Annotated in this window: 15 protein-coding genes; 10 read left to right on the top strand and 5 right to left on the bottom strand. The window is 59.8% G+C overall.

Annotation, left to right across the window (positions count from 1 at the left end):
• Nucleotide 1 precedes the first annotated feature (1 nt).
• Nucleotides 2–1,984: a transketolase gene (gene tkt / locus RCJ00_RS14065; RefSeq protein ID WP_316222703.1), complete on the top strand. Its 1,983-nt coding sequence runs from the start codon at nucleotides 2–4 to the stop codon at nucleotides 1,982–1,984.
• 277 nt (nucleotides 1,985–2,261) lie between these two features.
• Here the strand turns inward: tkt and RCJ00_RS14060 are convergent, their stop codons facing one another.
• Complete coding sequence (locus RCJ00_RS14060; protein WP_316222702.1) at nucleotides 2,262–2,810, bottom strand: EF-hand domain-containing protein; 549 nt, start codon at nucleotides 2,808–2,810, stop codon at nucleotides 2,262–2,264.
• A gap of 197 nt (nucleotides 2,811–3,007) precedes the next feature.
• Nucleotides 3,008–3,418, bottom strand: a complete 411-nt coding sequence (locus tag RCJ00_RS14055) for an EF-hand domain-containing protein (RefSeq protein ID WP_316222700.1) — start codon at nucleotides 3,416–3,418, stop codon at nucleotides 3,008–3,010.
• A 223-nt stretch (nucleotides 3,419–3,641) separates the two neighbouring features.
• Here RCJ00_RS14055 and RCJ00_RS14050 point away from each other — a divergent pair, with 223 nt between their 5' ends.
• The 9 genes from RCJ00_RS14050 to RCJ00_RS14010 all read left to right on the top strand — a co-directional run bounded on the left by RCJ00_RS14050 (nucleotide 3,642) and on the right by RCJ00_RS14010 (nucleotide 11,805).
• Complete coding sequence (locus tag RCJ00_RS14050; protein ID WP_316222698.1) at nucleotides 3,642–4,373, top strand: response regulator; 732 nt, start codon at nucleotides 3,642–3,644, stop codon at nucleotides 4,371–4,373.
• A 3-nt stretch (nucleotides 4,374–4,376) separates the two neighbouring features.
• Entirely contained in the window at nucleotides 4,377–6,002 is a 1,626-nt protein-coding gene (locus RCJ00_RS14045) for a HAMP domain-containing sensor histidine kinase (RefSeq protein ID WP_316222697.1), read from the top strand.
• Nucleotides 6,003–6,215: 213 nt separating this feature from the next.
• Nucleotides 6,216–7,238, top strand: coding sequence for a type I glyceraldehyde-3-phosphate dehydrogenase (gene gap / locus RCJ00_RS14040; RefSeq protein ID WP_316222695.1), 1,023 nt, complete (start codon nucleotides 6,216–6,218; stop codon nucleotides 7,236–7,238).
• Nucleotides 7,239–7,338: 100 nt separating this feature from the next.
• A complete protein-coding gene (locus RCJ00_RS14035) occupies nucleotides 7,339–8,550 on the top strand; it encodes a phosphoglycerate kinase (RefSeq protein WP_316222693.1) in 1,212 nt (403 codons plus the stop codon).
• 119 nt (nucleotides 8,551–8,669) lie between these two features.
• Complete coding sequence (fba, locus tag RCJ00_RS14030) at nucleotides 8,670–9,707, top strand: class II fructose-bisphosphate aldolase (RefSeq protein WP_316222691.1); 1,038 nt, start codon at nucleotides 8,670–8,672, stop codon at nucleotides 9,705–9,707.
• Between the two features lie 130 nt (nucleotides 9,708–9,837).
• Nucleotides 9,838–10,398, top strand: coding sequence for a 6-carboxytetrahydropterin synthase (locus RCJ00_RS14025; protein WP_316222689.1), 561 nt, complete (start codon nucleotides 9,838–9,840; stop codon nucleotides 10,396–10,398).
• Nucleotides 10,395–10,751 carry a dihydroneopterin aldolase gene (folB, locus tag RCJ00_RS14020; RefSeq protein WP_316222687.1) on the top strand — a complete coding sequence of 119 codons (357 nt, stop codon included), beginning with the start codon at nucleotides 10,395–10,397 and terminating at the stop codon, nucleotides 10,749–10,751. Before RCJ00_RS14025 ends, folB begins: the two co-directional genes overlap by 4 nt.
• Before the next feature lie 5 nt (nucleotides 10,752–10,756).
• Entirely contained in the window at nucleotides 10,757–11,299 is a 543-nt protein-coding gene (locus tag RCJ00_RS14015) for a DinB family protein (RefSeq protein WP_316222686.1), read from the top strand.
• A 77-nt stretch (nucleotides 11,300–11,376) separates the two neighbouring features.
• Nucleotides 11,377–11,805 carry a hypothetical protein gene (locus tag RCJ00_RS14010; RefSeq protein ID WP_316222684.1) on the top strand — a complete coding sequence of 143 codons (429 nt, stop codon included), beginning with the start codon at nucleotides 11,377–11,379 and terminating at the stop codon, nucleotides 11,803–11,805.
• On the opposite strand, the gene RCJ00_RS14005 is transcribed toward RCJ00_RS14010, so the two are convergent.
• The 3 genes from RCJ00_RS14005 to uvrB form a co-directional block, all read right to left on the bottom strand.
• Complete coding sequence (locus RCJ00_RS14005; protein WP_316222682.1) at nucleotides 11,806–12,402, bottom strand: DUF3617 domain-containing protein; 597 nt, start codon at nucleotides 12,400–12,402, stop codon at nucleotides 11,806–11,808. It lies immediately after the preceding gene.
• 278 nt (nucleotides 12,403–12,680) lie between these two features.
• On the bottom strand, nucleotides 12,681–13,025 hold the full coding sequence (locus tag RCJ00_RS14000) for a hypothetical protein (RefSeq protein ID WP_316222680.1): 345 nt from the start codon (nucleotides 13,023–13,025) through the stop codon (nucleotides 12,681–12,683).
• 380 nt (nucleotides 13,026–13,405) lie between these two features.
• Entirely contained in the window at nucleotides 13,406–15,562 is a 2,157-nt protein-coding gene (gene uvrB / locus RCJ00_RS13995) for an excinuclease ABC subunit UvrB (protein WP_316222679.1), read from the bottom strand.
• Nucleotides 15,563–15,647: the final 85 nt, after the last annotated feature.

Genomic DNA, 15,647 nt, shown 5'->3' with positions numbered 1-15,647 from the left:
CATGTCCACAAGCCTTCTTCCGCTGAAGCCGTCCGGTGTCCTGATGGCCGACGCGATCCGCGTCCTGTCGATGGAGGCCGTGCACCGTGCCAAATCAGGCCACCAGGGCATGCCGATGGGCATGGCGGACGTGGCAACGGTTCTGTGGACCAAGTTCCTGAAATACGATCCGAAGCAGCCCGACTGGGCCGATCGCGACCGCTTTGTTCTGTCGGCCGGCCATGGCTCGATGCTGCTCTATTCTCTCCTCCACCTGACCGGTTTCAAATCGGTGTCGATGGAAGACATAAAGAATTTCCGCCAGTGGGGCTCGACCACCGCCGGCCACCCGGAATATGGCCACACCGCCGGCGTCGAATGCACAACCGGCCCGCTCGGCCAAGGCCTGGCCACGGCGGTCGGTATGGCCATGGCCGAACGTCATCTCAATGCCCGCTTCGGCGACGATCTTGTCAACCACAAGACCTGGGTCATCGCCGGTGACGGCTGCCTGATGGAAGGTGTCTCGCATGAAGCCATTTCCCTTGCCGGTCGCCTGAAGCTGAACAACCTGATCGTCCTGTTCGACGACAACAATGTCACCATCGACGGCTACGCCACCCTGGCCGAAACCGGCGATCAACTGGCGCGCTTCAAGGCCGCCGGCTGGGTCGTCAAGGCCATCGACGGTCACGACCACGGCAAGATTGCCGCCGCCATGCGCTGGGCCACCCAGCAGACCAAGCCGGTCCTGATCGCCTGCAAGACCGCCGTATCGCGTCGTGCCGGTGCCAAGGAAGGCGACAAGCACGGCCACGGCTACAACCTGATGGACGACGAAATCAAGGCCGCGCGGGAACATATGGACTGGCTGCACGAGCCGTTCACCCTGCCGGAAAACGTCAAAAAGGCCTGGCTGGCTGCGGGCCGCAAGGGCACGAAGACGCGCAAGACCTGGGAAGACAAGGCGAAATCCAATCCGAAATTTGCCGAACTGACTGCGGCCATGGGCGGCGTGCTGCCGACCAATGCCTTCGAAGCGCTCGACGCTCACATCGCCGACGCCATCGCCACCAAGCCAGCCGACGCCACCCGTTCCTGCTCCGGCAAGGCGCTGGCCACCCTGACGCCAGTTATCGAAACGCTCGTTGGCGGCTCGGCCGACCTGACCGGTTCGGTCAATACCCTGGTCAAGGGTATGACCGCCTTCGACACGGACAATTACGGCGGCCGCTACGTCCACTACGGCGTGCGTGAGTTCGGCATGGCCGCGGCGATGAACGGCATGGCCCTGCATGGCGGCGTCCTGCCCTATGCCGGCACCTTCTTCGTCTTCTCCGACTATTCGCGTCCGGCAATCCGTCTTGGCGCACTGATGGGCGCCAAGGTCGTGCACGTCATGACGCACGATTCCATTGGCGTCGGCGAAGATGGCCCGACGCACCAGCCGGTCGAGCACCTGGCGTCATACCGCGCCATGCCGGGTCTGCACGTCTTCCGGCCCGCCGATATGGTGGAAGCCGCCGAATGCTGGAAAGCCGCGCTGACCGCAAAGGGGCCTTCCATGCTGGTCCTGTCGCGCCAGAAGGTCCCGGCTGTCCGCACTCAGGGCGGCGACCTGTCGGCCAAGGGCGCCTATGAACTGAGCCCGGCATCCGGAGAGGCAAAAGTTTCGATCTTTGCGTCCGGCACCGAAGTCTCCGTCGCGATCGCCGCGCAAAAGCTGCTCGAAGCCGAGGGCATAGCCACCCGCGTCGTATCTACGCCGTCCTGGGATGTCTTCGACGCGCAAGACGCCGCTTACAAGGCCTCAGTCATCGGCAAGGCGCCGGTACGCGTGGCCGTCGAAGCCGCAGCCCCTCTGGGCTGGGAAAAATTCATCGGCAATGACGGCATCTTCGTCGGCATGACCGGCTTCGGCGCCTCCGCCCCGGCTGACCGCCTTTACAAGGAATTCGGCATCACCGCGGAAAACGTCGCCGCCAAGGCAAAAGCCGCTCTGTAATCCACTCGGCGCGCCAAAAAAATAACCCCCTGTCGGCTGTCCGGCGGGGGGTTTTAGTATTCGCAGATCGAAAAACAGGCAGCGTAAAGAAAACAAGCATCTCAAGAAAAAGAGCCGTGGCAACGGCGGTCGCCACGGCTCCGTCCGAACCGCGTCCGCTCCGGGGAGATACGGACACGGTCAGAGTCTGACCAGGATGCGGCATTCAGGGCGATTACCGCACGCTACTTCAGTCAAACGCATAACCCCGTAACGTCCGTCGCACTTTTTTTAAAAATTATTGCCCGGCCGTTTTTCCGGATGCATCCGCGTGACGATGCGGGGCATGATCCCCGGTCTTGTGACCCCGGCCATGATGGGCGGCCGCGCGTTCAGAGGCGTCTAGAAAGCCGTCGTGATTGGTATCGGCCTTATCGAACCGGGCCCTCGCCTCGGCCTCGACTTCCGCCCACGACAGCTTGCCATCGTGATTGGTATCGGCCCGCTCCATCCGCTTCGACTGCCTGTCGGCCCGCCGGTCAGCGGAATGAGCCTTATGGGCGGCCCGCAATTCGTCGCGAGTTATCTTGCCATCGTGATTGGCGTCTATCTCATCGAAGCGCGCCGCCAAGTGGCCGGAGACCTCCGACTTTTCAAGTACCCCATCATGATTGGCATCCATGGCATCGAATTTTTGTGCGCGCTTCTGCGCCCAGTCGTGGCCAGGATGAACCTTCGGCGCGTTCACCGCCGGGGCAGGCATTGCCTCGGACGCGTTTTGGGCCATTGCGCCGCCACAGGTGGTGGCAAGTGCCAGAAAAGAAACAAACATCAGTTTGCGTGACATATCGATTGTCCTGTCTAAGAAAGGAACAGTCCCCATAAATGCCGTTACCTATCGAACGGCAAGCCGGCTGCTTTCCGTCGCCACCTGTGGATAAATCGCACACCCGCAAAAAGGAGGCCGGAACCCAGAGGGTCCCGGCCAGTTGTGCCATCCACGGCAGCTCTTACCTTTTAAGGTTACTCTCAGGCCCTTCGGGGTTACTTTTCAGGTGGCGGGGGCGGCGGGCCATCATCGTGAGCGGGTGTCAATTCGTCGCCGGACAGAACGCCGTCATGGTTCGTGTCGAGCCGATCGAAATGGGCTTTCATCGGCGCCGAAAATTCTTCGAATGTCACCTTGCCATCACCATTGGCGTCCAGCCCCTTCAGATCGGGAGGACCGTGCCTGTGAAACTTGTCGTCGTGCGGGCCCTTTTCCCTCGTCGGCCTGAAGGCATCGAACTCAGCCTGACTGATCACGCCATCCTTGTTCGTATCGATATCGCTGAACGCGGGTCGCGGCGGCGGTCCTTTGCGATCAGGGCCATCCTGACCGTCGGCCAGGGCCGGCAGGGTGAATGCCGCAATCAGAATGAGCGGTGCACCGGCCCATATTACGGATTTAAACATCTGTTTTTCCTCTTTTTTAATCGAAAGGCCCTCTGTGCCTGAGACCCTTCCCTGGCCGCCATGATGCGCGACAGCTGTTTCCCCGCAATGTCACGCAGAAGCGAAATTGGGCGAAAACAAGATTTAATGTTACACTGACGACATCGGAAAGCCGCAAGCCTGCGGCATCCAGGCCACACCGAAACATGCTTTTCTATGGCCCTCTCACCGCGAGCACCTCCCAATGGCACACCCTGTCCTGAACGAACCGCAACCCGCCCCCCAGCCGCGTATTCTGGTCGTTGACGACGACGCCGACCTGCGCGAACTGATCAGCAATTTTCTCGGTCAGAACGGTTTCGACGTTCACACGGCGGCACAGGGCCGCGACATGGAAAAGATACTGGCGCGCGGCGATATCGCACTGGTCGTACTCGACTACATGATGCCGGGCGAAGACGGCCTGTCGATCTGCAAGCGCCTCAATGAGCAATCCGGCCCGCCGGTTATCATGTTGTCAGCGCGCGGTGAGGAAATCGACCGTATCGTCGGCCTAGAACTCGGTGCCGACGATTACATGGCCAAGCCGTTTCATCCGCGCGAACTCCTGGCGCGCATTCGCGCAGTGATGCGCCGTCGCGAAGCTCGGGCCGGCAGCGGCGAAAAATCACCCATCTCGCATTTTTTCGGCTGGCAGCTCGACAATATCAAGCGGACTCTGCTGCGTCCGGACGGCGTCCAGGTCGCCCTGTCCAACGCCGAATTCGAACTGCTGCGTGTTTTCCTAGATCGGCCGGGCCGCGCCCTGTCCCGCGACCAGATCCTCGACTACCTGCACGGCCCCAATACCGACAGCTTTGATCGCGCCATCGACGTACAGATTTCGCGCCTGCGCCGTAAGCTGGCCGATGATACCAACGAGGACATCATCCGCACAATCCGCGGCATTGGCTATATGTTCAAGCCCACGAAGTAACCCTTGCCCGACTCAGCCTCCCCTGCTTCCTCCCGTTCGAATCTGATCTCCCTGCCGATTTTCTGGCAGGTCATGGGATTGAGCTTCGCTGTGCTCATTCTATCGCTAGGCATCAACACCCTGGTGGTTCTCAAGGCCCCGGAGCCGCCACCTTCAGGCTACAGCCTGCCGGAAGCGGTAGCCGCGCTGAAAGGCGGGGTGGTCAAGCTGCGTAACGGGCGGGTACTGAAGGCTGAAACCCTGAAGACGGCACCGGATTTCGTCACCAAGAAGTGGGAACACGGACCACGCGGCATCGCCTTGCAAAACGCGCTGGCCCTGCGGGTGGCTGCCGATCTGAAGGTGCCCGCAGACACCATTGTCATCGAAATACGCCCACGTCACCCCTTCGACGAGTCCCGTCGCTTTGACAGCTATCGCGGCCCCCTTCCTTATGGCGAACCGAACGGGGCCGGCCCAGGTGGACAGCCGAATGGAGATGAAGGTCCCGGCTCCAGACTGTTCGTCCAGCACGACTTTCCGGCACCACAGAACAGACAGGGCGCTGAACACGAATTTTACCCAGGGCCTCCGCCGGACGCATCGTCGCAGGGACGCCAAGACATGACGCCCGGACCATTTCCGGGTGGCTATATTCCAACGGACAGCCGGGCCGACGTCGTCTACCCGGCCTTCAGCGCCGCCTGGAAGCTCAAGGACGGCAGCTGGCGTGTCCTACGCCCGCCGCGCAGCCTGATTGAGCCGTGGCAGGAACGCCTGCTGCTCGGTTTCGGATTGACCGCTCTGCTCATCTTGCCCTTGGCCTGGTGGTTGTCGCAGCGGCTGTCCCGCCCCATCATTGCCTTTTCCGAAGCTGCCGCCAAGCTGAGTGTCGAAGACAACGCGCCGCCGGTCCTGGCCGTCGGCCCGCGTGAGGTGCGCGCCGCCGCCCAGGTGCTCAACGATATGCAGACGCGAATCCGCAAGCAGGTCGAAAGCCGGACGGCGCTTATGGGCGCAATCGCCCACGATCTGAAAACGCCCTTGGCCAGGATGCGGCTGCGCATCGAGGACCTGCCGGCAGCCATGCGGGACAAGCTTAACGGCGACATCGCCCACATGGACGGCCTGATCCGCAGCGCCATGAGTTTCACCAGCGCGCACAAGATGAATGAAATCCTGAGGCCGCTCGACCTCTCATCCCTGGTCGAATCCCTGGGCGACGATCTCTGCGCCATCTGCGCCCTGGAGCCCGCCCTTATCGAGGACAACATCATGGTCATGGGCGACGCGGTGGCATTGAAGCGCATCGTTACAAACCTGGTCGAAAACGCCGGACGCTATGCCAGCGGCTGTCGCATCGAGCTTTCAGCGCGGGGCAAGACGGCAGAGCTGCGGATCATCGACTCGGGTCCCGGCCTGCCGCCGGATATGTTGGAAACCGTGTTCGAACCCTTTTACCGACTGGAATCGTCGCGCAATCGCGATACCGGCGGCACTGGCCTGGGCCTGTCGGTCGCCCGCGCCCTGACCGAGGCGCAAGGCGGCACATTGACGGCAATCAACCGTTACGAAGGCACGCGTATCGTCGGCCTGGAGCTGTTGATGACCCTGCCCCGGTTGGACAAATCACGGTCGCGCACGCGCTGACCACGGCTGTCCTGTGGTTTCAGGAAAAACCAATAAATTGACGCGGCCGGCAGCAAACATAATGCCTTGATATGGAATCCAGGTGATAGCGTTACCATATAGGTTCAGTCGCTAAATAAGGCTTGACTTCAAGGCCTTAAGGTTCAAGAACCGGCGCGTTCAGGTGCCTGTCCGGATCGCCGGAACACAGCTCATTCAGAAAAGGATTTCCACATGGCTTTACGTGTCGCCATCAACGGTTTTGGCCGTATCGGTCGTCTTGTCCTGCGCTCGATCATCGAGCATGGCCGCACGGACATCGAAGTGGTCGCGATCAACGACCTGGGCCCGGTGGAAACCAATGCGCACCTGCTGCGCTACGACTCGATCCACGGCCGGTTCCCGGCCAAGGTCACGGTTGAAGGCGACAGCATCGTCATCGCGGCCAATGGCAAGACCTACGCGCCGATCAAGGTGACGGCGATCAAGAACCCGGCCGAATTGCCGCACAAGGATTTAGGCGTCGATATCGCCTTTGAATGCACGGGTATCTTCACCAGCCGCGACAAGGCCGCCGCCCATCTGGAAGCTGGCGCCAAGCGCGTGATCGTCTCCGCGCCGGCCGACGGTGCCGACAAGACCATCGTCTATGGTGTCAACCATGACAACCTGACCGCCGAAGACCGCGTCATCTCCAACGCGTCCTGCACCACCAACTGCCTGGCGCCGGTGGCCAAGGTGCTGCATGACCTGTGCGGCATCGTCAACGGCTACATGACGACGATCCATTCCTACACCAACGACCAGCCGTCGCTCGACCAGATGCACAAGGATCTGTACCGCGCCCGCGCGGCTGCGCTCAGCATGATCCCAACTTCGACCGGCGCGGCCAAGGCCGTCGGCCTCGTCCTGCCGGAACTGAAGGGCAAGCTCGACGGGTCTTCGATCCGCGTGCCGACACCGAACGTATCGGCTGTCGATCTGGTCTTCAACGCTGGCCGCGACGTGACCAAGGACGAAATCAACGCCGCCATCATCGCTGCCGCCGACGGCCCGATGAAGGGCGTGCTCGCCTATACCAACGAACCGCTGGTGTCGCACGACTTCAACCATGAACCGGCCTCCTCGACCTTTGCCCTGGCCCAGACCCAGGTTATCGAAGGCAAGCTGGTGCGCATCCTGTCATGGTACGACAACGAATGGGGCTTCTCTTCGCGCATGGCCGACACGGCCATCGCCTTCGCGAAGTTCCTGTAATAGACTTGAACCCCGCCGGTCTAATCCGGCGGGGTTTTTCGTTTCGCACCGACAGCGCCGTAACGACTATGCCGGCCCCTTCCGACCTGTGAGATACTCCATGCCCTTCAAGACCCTCGACGACCTCTCCGATCTTACTGGCAAGACCGCCCTGGTCCGTGTCGATTTCAATGTGCCTGTCGAAGACGGCCGCATCACCGACGACACGCGCCTGAAGGTCGCCCTGCCGACCATCGAAAAACTGATCGGTAAGGGCGCGAAGGTCGCTTTGCTGGCGCACTTCGACCGTCCGAAAGGCAAGGCCGTGCCGTCCATGTCTCTCGCCTTCGTGGCGCCCGCCCTGGCGGCCCTTCTGAGCAAACCGGTCGCCTTTGCCGACAATGCCGTCGGTGACACCACCGAAGCTGCCATTGCTGCCTTGCCGGCCGGTGGCGTCATTCTGCTGGAAAACGTCCGCTTCCATCCTGGCGAAGAAACCAACGACGCGGAATTCGCCGCCGAACTGGCGCGGCTCGGCGACATCTATGTCAACGACGCCTTCTCGGCCGCGCATCGCGCCCACGCTTCGACCGAGGCCGTTGCGCGCCTCATCCCGGCCTATGCCGGCGAAAGCATGCGCCGGGAACTGACGGCGCTGGACTCCGCACTCGGCAATCCGCAGCGCCCGACGCTCGGCATCGTCGGCGGCTCAAAGGTCTCGACCAAGCTCGACCTGTTAAAGAACCTTGTCGGCAAGCTCGATGCGCTGGCAATCGGCGGCGGCATGGCCAACACCTTCCTGTTCGCCCAGGGCCATGATGTCGGCGGATCACTGTGCGAGAAAGACCTTAAGGACACCGCGCTCGATATTCTCAAGGAAGCCGAAGCAAAAGGCTGCCGTATTCTGCTGCCCGTTGACGTTGTCGTAGCCCAGGAATTCAAGGCCAATGCCGCCAACCGCACCCAGGACCTGGGCGCCCCACTGTCAGCCGATGACAAGATTTTCGACGCTGGCCCGAAGACGGTCGCCGCCTTGACCGAGGTCATGGCGAATTCGAAGACCCTGATCTGGAACGGACCGCTCGGTGTGTTCGAATTACCACCGTTCGACGCCGCGACGGTCGCCGCCGCGAAATTTGCTGCATCGCAAACGAAAGCGGGTAAGCTGGTAGCGGTAGCGGGCGGTGGTGACACAGTCGCCGCGCTGAACCACGCCGGCGTCGCCGACGACATGACCTTCGTTTCGACGGCGGGCGGCGCCTTCCTCGAATGGATGGAAGGTAAGGTTCTGCCTGGCGTGGCCGCTCTGGAGGAAACAGACAAGCCTATTTAAAATTTATATTTCGCTGATGCACAAAAGACCAAAAGGTCACATCCGCGCGATCTAAAAGCGGCCCAGCCACGTGGGCCGATAAGACCCCGAAAGCCAATGAGAAAGAGGGAAAAATAATCATGGCTCGTATCAGCTTACGTCAACTGCTCGATCATGCCGCCGAAAACAGCTACGGCATGCCGGCATTCAACATCAACAACATGGAACAGGGCCTGGCCATCATGGAGGCGGCGCGCAAGACGCAGTCGCCCGTCATTATCCAGGCCTCGCGCGGCGCCCGCGCCTATTCCAACGACCTGATGCTGAAGCGCATGATCAATGCCCTGGTCGAAATCTATCCGGAAATCCCGCTGTGTATGCACCAGGATCACGGCAACAGTGTCGGCACCTGCGCCTCGGCCATCCAGCATGGCTTTACATCGGTGATGATGGACGGCTCGCTGAAGGCCGACGCCAAAACACCGGCTGATTACGATTACAATGTCGATGTCACCCGTCGCGTCGTTGAAATGGCCCATGCCTGCGGCGTCTCCGTCGAAGGTGAACTGGGCGTACTGGGCTCGCTCGAGACCGGCATGGGCGAAGCCGAGGACGGCCACGGCGCCGAAGGCGTGCTCGACCATTCGCAATTGCTCACCGACCCGGATCAGGCCGTCGATTTCGTCGCCAAGACCGGCGTGGACGCCCTGGCCATCGCCATGGGCACATCGCATGGCGCCTACAAGTTCACGCGCAAGCCGGATGGCGAAGTGCTGGCCATGAACGTCATCAGCGAAATTCACAAGCGTCTGCCCAATACCCACCTGGTCATGCACGGATCCTCGTCAGTGCCGCAGGAATTGCAGGATCACATCAACCAGTACGGCGGCGAAATTCCGCAAACCTGGGGCGTGCCGATCGAAGAGCTGCAAAAAGCCATCAAGATGGGCGTGCGCAAGATCAATATCGACACAGACCTGCGCCTGGCCATTACGGCGGGCATCCGCGAAACCTTCGCCAAGTCACCGTCGGTTTTCGATCCGCGTACCTACTTCAAACCGGCCTACGCCATGATGCAGAAGGTGTGCGAAGACCGTTTCGAACAGTTCGGCGCTGCCGGCAACGCCCCCAAGATCAAGCCGGTCGGTCTGTCGACCATGGTGCAGTTCTACCTGTAACGCGTTTCTGCCTCCCGCCTTGTCCGCTACAGTGTGGCGGACAAGGCCCCAGTCGCGACCATAGCGTCTGCCGGCCCGCATCTCAGGTCAACCGTGCGAGAGACAATTTGACTCTCAGTCCGGTTTGCGCTTGAACGCAGGCATCATGCTTATCCAGTTCAAACGCCGCTTTTCCATGGCCCACCGCTTGCGCTTCGACCAAAATTCGAAGTGCATGACACCGCATGGCCACAATGAATTCGTCGCGGTCAGCCTGCAAGCCAGGGCCGGCCGTGACGTGGCGTGGGGCAGCGCCAATTATGCCGCCAGTTTCGCCGACCTGAAACGCCAGTGGCATAAGTTCGTCGACGACAGCCTCGACCACGCATTTCAACTGGGCCATGACGATCCCATGCTCGGCTATTTTCAGCAGCATGAGCCTGAATTGCTGTCACGCCTGCTCGTCATCGCAGGCGATCCAACGACCGAAGCCGTGGCGACCGCCCTCTATATGAAGTTGAACGCCATACTGGCTGCCCATTTGCCCGATTTCGAGTGCGTGCGCTTCGAAATAGAAGAAACGCCGACCAATAGCGTGATCCTTACGCCGGCCGACATCGTTGCCTGCCCGATCCGGCTGGGCGAATGGTGTCACCGTGCTGATCTCAGCCTGAACGACCTGTTGCCGCCCTCAGCCTGGAGCGCCCTATGACGCTGTTGTCCCGCCGTGTCTTCGTTCGCGGTCTGCGTGTCGAGGCCGCCATCGGCATTTACGACCATGAACACGGCCGCACGCAACCACTGATCATCGATGCCGTTTTCGACATCGACACCCATGCGATCAATAGCCTTAAAGACACGCTCAACTATGAAATGGTCGGCCGCATAGGCCGCGACTTCATTGCACGCGGTCACATCAAGCTGGTCGAGACTCTGGCCGATGATATGGCGCGCACGATGGTTGTACTACCGCACGTCCAGCGCGTCGAAGTCACCATTGTCAAGCCTGAGGCGCTCAATGACGCCGAGCAGGCTGGCGTCTGTGTCATCCACACCAGGGACTAATAGGCATGACGGAACTGGCTTACAAAGAGCATCTGCGCCTGATGGCAACCTATAACAGCGTCATGAACGCCCGGCTGATCGCACTGCTCACTCCGGTGCCCGACGCCGATCTGCTGGCTGCACGCGGCGCCTTTTTTGGCTCGGTGTTAGGAACCCTGAACCATCTGATCGTCGCCGATCTCATATGGCTCAACCGCTTCCGCCCGCACCCGTTTGGTCATGTTCTTATGCCGCTGGACGCCCTGCCCAAGCCGGCGGTACTGGCCGACCTTCTCTATCCGACACTTGCCGAACTGGCGCCCGTCCGTGAAACTCTGGATGCTCTCTTCATCCGCTTCGTCGATCAACTGACCGACGCGGACATCGCCGCCCCGCTCACCTATCGCAATACCACCGGCCAGCCTTTTACCAAGACACTTGGCCTGGTGCTCAGCCATGTCTTTAATCACCAGACTCATCATCGCGGCCAGGTCACCACCTTGCTCAGCCAGATGGGATTGGATATCGGGGTCACGGACCTGGCGCCGCTGGTGCCGGATCTGACATAGAGTTCCAGGGCTATAAATACTGCTTTGCAGCATGAAATCCTGTGCTAGGTTCATCCTATCGTCACACGGATATAGCCATGACCACCAAGCCCCCCCCCGTCACCGCCAAGGATATAGGCAATGGTTTCAAGGCCTTCCTGGCTGATGAACGTTTCACAGCCTTTGTGAACTATGGCCTGCTGATGTTCACGGTCATGACCTTCGGGCTAAGCGCCATGGTCGCCCTGCTGGTCGCCAACTTCGTCGAAGACAAGGCGCCGGACTGGCTTAAAGGCCACTACACCTTTCAGAAACGCACCTTTTGGTATGCGATAGGCCCGGTCCTGTTAACGGCGGTCGCCTACACCTTCGTTCAGCGCCATGCCATTGCCAGCCCGGTCATCAACGTCGTGGTTCTTGGTCTGGTGCTCGCCTCGCTTGGCTATACCGTAGGACGCGCCATCATGGGCTTCAATCACCTGCTCCACAGCCGTCCCGTGCCAAACGCCACGACTTGGCTGGTCTGATCAGTCCGCTACATCGTCCGCAGGCTTGTTTGGGGCTCCGGCTTCTCCCGCCGGTCCACTCGACTTGCGGTCGCGCTTAACGCCCGCCATGTCGAACAGATTCATCTTAACCCCGTCATTGACCACATCACCGGGGACCTGACCCGCCTTGCAACCGCCCAGACGTTTCGAGGTCACCACGTAATTTGTGACACGGTTCAACTGATTGGTGCCAGTGGTCTGGGCTCGGACTTTCATATCGTAGGTCTGGTCTGAATCGATGGTGATAGAGCCCGAATATTCCGTGACCACACCCGGAACCATGGTGCATTCGGCCAATAGCCCCCATGTCCCGTTGTTTTCCATGCTAACAGTGCGACGTGTACAGGTGTCACCGGACAGATCGGTGCCAAGGACGCCAAGACGCCGGTCCGTATCGGCGTCTATGCAAATTTGCAATATCTGCGCCCCTCCGGCGCTACCTTGTTCCGTAACGCGCGTCTCCCATAATCCCGGCTGGCGGGCCGGCAGGGGGACGGAGGGCTTAGGCGCAACAACCGGGGCTGGCGGCGGTACAGGTGCAACCGGCGGTTCCGGCTTCTGGTGACATGCAGTCACTATAAACGCAGTGGCGACCATCGCCAGACGACTTAGTCTACCTGCAAAAGACGGCATAATCCGTTCCCCTGGGACATTCATCCCTACCGATCACTTCTGATCCACGCCCGCATCGCTTACCGTTTGTATAAACGTTATAACGATCCCTGAACCCTTTAAGAATAAGGGAATTAGCAGAGTTGTACCAGCGTTATAATGCAGTGAGCCGAAAATTTTCCCGCCAGACACGAAAAATGCCGGCGGTAAGGCCACCGGCACGTCCATTGTCCGGAGAAAATTTAGCGCTTTTTGGAAATAACCTGAAGGGTTTGCAGGGTACGCGGCAATTCGTCGGCCAGGCGCCGACAGATTTCGCGGGCACCTATGGAATAGACCTCACCGCCATCGGCAATTTCCATGGCCGCCTTGGCTGTGGCATCCAGCAGGACTTCGAATTCAGCGATCTGCTCACGCGCCAGCGCCCTCGCCTCTTCCTGAAGGCGACGTACCCGCTGAGTGCGGCTCTCACGAACCTGCGGCGTCGAGTCGTCAATGAAATTGGCCTTGTGGGTGACATGCGTCGGCAAACTCATGACCTTGTCGCCATCGATCACCTGACCGAGTGCGATTTCTTTCGAGCCCAACGCTATCTCCTTGGAGACAGGCGGCACCACATTCAATCTTGTCCTACGCATTTCAGCCATACCCCGAATTTGACGAACGCATCACAAAAAGTCGGAATAAGCATCCGTCCTCAGGGTTAATAAGCTGTTTAAACCGGTGTTTGACGTCCGGTTCCGAGCCTGTTCCTAAGCAGGTGCTGTCCACTACCTAAGGTCACCCTAAACCGTATAAAAATCCAGTGTGATTGTGGCGTGATTGCGTCCAACAATGCCGATTAATGCATAAGTGTGTGACGGATATAACACTTGATGGTTAATCACGCCCCTAAAACACGGCCTTAGGAGAAAATGGGTGAGAGGCTGATCGCGCAGTTGGCGTTGTGCTTCGCAAAACAGCCAACCTATCCGTCACTGAGCATGTCCTTGGCAAATTCGAGATCGAGCGTCTTAAGACGTTTGATCTCGTCACGCAAGCGCGCGGCCGTCTCGAATTCCAGATTACCTGCCGCTTCGCGCATCTTGGCCTCCAGATCGCGCAGCGTCGCCTGGAAATTGGAACCCAGGAACGGCTTGGAGTCCTTCTCAGACACGCCCATGGGAATCTGAACGCGGTCGCTCTTTTCATACGGGCTATCCAGAATATCCGCGATGCCGCGTTTCACCGATTCCGGCGTAATGCCATGCTCGGCATTGTATGCCATCTGCTTTTCGCGACGGCGGCTGGTTTCGGCCAGCGCCCGTTCCATCGACCCGGTTATCCGGTCGGCATACAGGATCACGCGACCGTCAATATTCCGGGCCGCACGACCGATCGTCTGGATAAGCGAAGTTTCCGACCGCAGGAAGCCCTCCTTGTCGGCGTCCAGGATGGCGACGAAGGCACATTCCGGGATATCGAGCCCCTCCCGTAGCAGGTTGATACCGATCAGCACATCGAAGGCCCCCAGGCGGAGATCGCGAATGATTTCGATGCGCTCCAGTGTGTCAATGTCCGAGTGCATGTATCGGACACGTATGCCCTGCTCATGCATATAGTCGGTCAGGTTTTCGGCCATCTTCTTGGTCAGAACCGTCACCAGCGAGCGGTAACCCTGCTTGGCGACTTCGCGCACCTCTGCGATAACATCATCAACCTGACTGAAATTGTCCTTATGCACAGGACGAATTTCGACTGGCGGATCGATCAGTCCGGTGGGGCGAATGACTTGCTCGGCAAACACACCTTGAGCGCGCTGCATCTCCCATGGACCGGGCGTCGCTGACACATAGATGGATTGCGGGCGCATGGCGTCCCACTCCTCGAACTTGAGCGGTCGATTATCCATGCAGGACGGCAGGCGGAAACCATACTCCGCCAGAATCGACTTACGCGCGAAGTCCCCGCGATACATGCCGCCAATCTGCGGCACCGACACGTGGCTTTCGTCGACGAACAAAAGGGCGTTGTCGGGCATATATTCGAAGAAGGTCGGCGGCGGCTCACCCGGTCCCCGACCGGTCAGGTAGCGACTGTAATTTTCGATACCGGCGCATGCCCCCGTCGCCTCCATCATCTCGATGTCGAATGTGGTGCGTTGCTCAAGCCGCTGGGCTTCCAGCAGCTTGCCTTCCGCATGCAATTGCTCCAACCGCTGCTTCAACTCAACCTTGATACGCGAGACCGCCTGATTGAGAGTGGGACGCGGCGTGACGTAGTGGGACGCAGCGTAGATGCGGACCTCTTTCAGTTCCTGCATCTTTTTGCCTGTCAGCGGATCGAATTCCTGAATCGACTCGATCTCATCGCCGAACATATTGATGCGCCAGGCGCGGTCTTCGTAGTGGGCGGGGTAGATTTCGATGACGTCGCCGCGCCGGCGGAACGTGCCGCGCTCAAAAGCCTGATCATTGCGCTTGTATTGCAAGGCGACCAGATCGGCGCGCAACTGCGCTTCATCGAGGATTTGACCGACCGTCAGATCGAACGTCATGGCGGTGTAGGTCTCGACCGAGCCGATACCATAGATGCACGATACCGACGCCACCACGATCACGTCATCGCGTTCCAGGATGGCGCGCGTGGCCGAATGGCGCATGCGGTCGATCTGTTCATTGATCGACGAATCCTTTTCGATGAAGGTGTCGGTGCGCGGGACATAGGCTTCGGGCTGGTAATAGTCGTAGTAGGAAACGAAATACTCGACCGCATTATCGGGAAAGAAGGCCTTGAACTCCGAATAGAGCTGTGCCGCCAGCGTCTTATTGTGCGCCAGGATCAGGGCCGGCCTTTGCGTCTGCTCAATGATCTTGGCCATTGTGAAGGTCTTGCCAGACCCGGTGACGCCCAGGAGCACCTGATCATGCTCGCGCGCCTTGATACCTTCCATAAGGTCCGCAATGGCCGTCGGCTGGTCACCTGCCGGCTCGTAAGGCGCAGCGAGGCGGAATCGCTTGCCGCCGTCCGACTTTTGCGGACGTTCGGGGCGATGCGGCACCCACGTCGCCGCCAAGGGCGCGAAGTCAGCCACAAACGCGCTGGAATTGTCGGAAACGCCGGAATTGTCGGGAGAACGTGTCATGAACACAACATAAGGAGAGGAGAATTTTTTGAAAGAGGGCGATAAAAACTTTTCGCGTCGGCAAAATCGTCCGCGCATCGCGGCA

Origin of the sequence: Asticcacaulis aquihabitans (genome assembly GCF_032490435.1) — a bacterium.
Taxonomy (GTDB): Bacteria; Pseudomonadota; Alphaproteobacteria; order Caulobacterales; family Caulobacteraceae; genus Asticcacaulis.
The sequence above is the reverse complement of the archived record's forward strand: the minus strand, read 5'-3'. Positions and strand labels throughout refer to the sequence as shown.

Excerpts from the sequence above, each read along its gene's own strand:
- RCJ00_RS14050 (WP_316222698.1), top strand. The coding sequence starts at position 3,642 with ATGGCACACCCTGTCCTGAACGAACCGCAACCCGCCCCCCAGCCGCGT.
- RCJ00_RS14010 (WP_316222684.1), top strand. The coding sequence starts at position 11,377 with ATGACCACCAAGCCCCCCCCCGTCACCGCCAAGGATATAGGCAATGGT.
- RCJ00_RS14055 (WP_316222700.1), bottom strand. The coding sequence starts at position 3,418 with ATGTTTAAATCCGTAATATGGGCCGGTGCACCGCTCATTCTGATTGCG.
- tkt (WP_316222703.1), top strand. The coding sequence starts at position 2 with ATGTCCACAAGCCTTCTTCCGCTGAAGCCGTCCGGTGTCCTGATGGCC.
- gap (WP_316222695.1), top strand. The coding sequence starts at position 6,216 with ATGGCTTTACGTGTCGCCATCAACGGTTTTGGCCGTATCGGTCGTCTT.
- uvrB (WP_316222679.1), bottom strand. The coding sequence starts at position 15,562 with ATGACACGTTCTCCCGACAATTCCGGCGTTTCCGACAATTCCAGCGCG.
- folB (WP_316222687.1), top strand. The coding sequence starts at position 10,395 with ATGACGCTGTTGTCCCGCCGTGTCTTCGTTCGCGGTCTGCGTGTCGAG.
- RCJ00_RS14060 (WP_316222702.1), bottom strand. The coding sequence starts at position 2,810 with ATGTCACGCAAACTGATGTTTGTTTCTTTTCTGGCACTTGCCACCACC.
- RCJ00_RS14035 (WP_316222693.1), top strand. The coding sequence starts at position 7,339 with ATGCCCTTCAAGACCCTCGACGACCTCTCCGATCTTACTGGCAAGACC.
- fba (WP_316222691.1), top strand. The coding sequence starts at position 8,670 with ATGGCTCGTATCAGCTTACGTCAACTGCTCGATCATGCCGCCGAAAAC.
- RCJ00_RS14015 (WP_316222686.1), top strand. The coding sequence starts at position 10,757 with ATGACGGAACTGGCTTACAAAGAGCATCTGCGCCTGATGGCAACCTAT.